Source organism: bacterium (assembly GCA_023150945.1).
GTDB lineage: Bacteria > Zhuqueibacterota > Zhuqueibacteria > Zhuqueibacterales > Zhuqueibacteraceae > Coneutiohabitans.
In genome coordinates this window covers 417-1,049 of record JAKLJX010000059.1, presented here as the reverse complement: position 1 = coordinate 1,049, position 633 = coordinate 417, and the positions used below count along the sequence as shown (strand labels likewise).

The 633-nt window shown below is 50.6% G+C and carries 2 protein-coding genes; one reads left to right on the top strand and one right to left on the bottom strand.

All coding sequences use genetic code 11. The features are described from left to right. Nucleotides 1-220, top strand: a 220-nt coding sequence (locus L6R21_28005) for a hypothetical protein (protein ID MCK6563051.1), incomplete at its 5' end; no start/stop codon positions are given. A 227-nt stretch (nt 221-447) separates the two neighbouring features. On the opposite strand, the gene L6R21_28000 is transcribed toward L6R21_28005, so the two are convergent. Further along, on the bottom strand, nt 448-633 hold a 186-nt coding region (locus L6R21_28000; GenBank protein MCK6563050.1), incomplete at its 5' end, for a hypothetical protein.

Genomic DNA, 633 nt, shown 5'->3' with positions numbered 1-633 from the left:
AGATATTGAAAACTATCTCGAACCAAAATGGAAGCCGCAAATTAGTGGGAATATGACAGGCCTTCTCCAAGCCATTTGGGCACCTGATAGGCTTTTCAATTTCGTGCCGCTTGCAAAACTGTTTGCACAGCAAATCGTTCCCGTTCAGATTCTGATGCGACCGAATAAAAGCGCAATTTTCTTCTCGCCGGCACGCTTAGATTCTTTTGGGCTTCCATAAATAGAATGGATGGCTAACAAAAGACCATGGATGAAAATAGTGTGTCTAACGAGGTGAGAATTCGTGCGGCGCGATACCCAGCACGGACCTCTGGAATGAGCACAGCGTAAGCGCTTCCCTATTTGATTGAGCTTTGCATCAAGGTTGGGTGGGGATGCAGAGGAGTGACAATGATAGGGCGGCTCTGCCGTCAGCTTCTTCATCTTGATTCGTGACCTTACCCGGGTCTATATTTGCGCCAATACGGCGAAGGGGCTGACGGTGACACGAAACCTGCAAAGGAGGCATTGTCCCGGCTTGCTGAGCCGGAAAAACATGCCAACCTCCCTGCGGGTAATAGCGATGTCGAGCAGCGCAAGCGGTTCGATTGCGGAAGCGAGTATTGCTGAAGAGCCCGGTGCGGGAAAACCGCA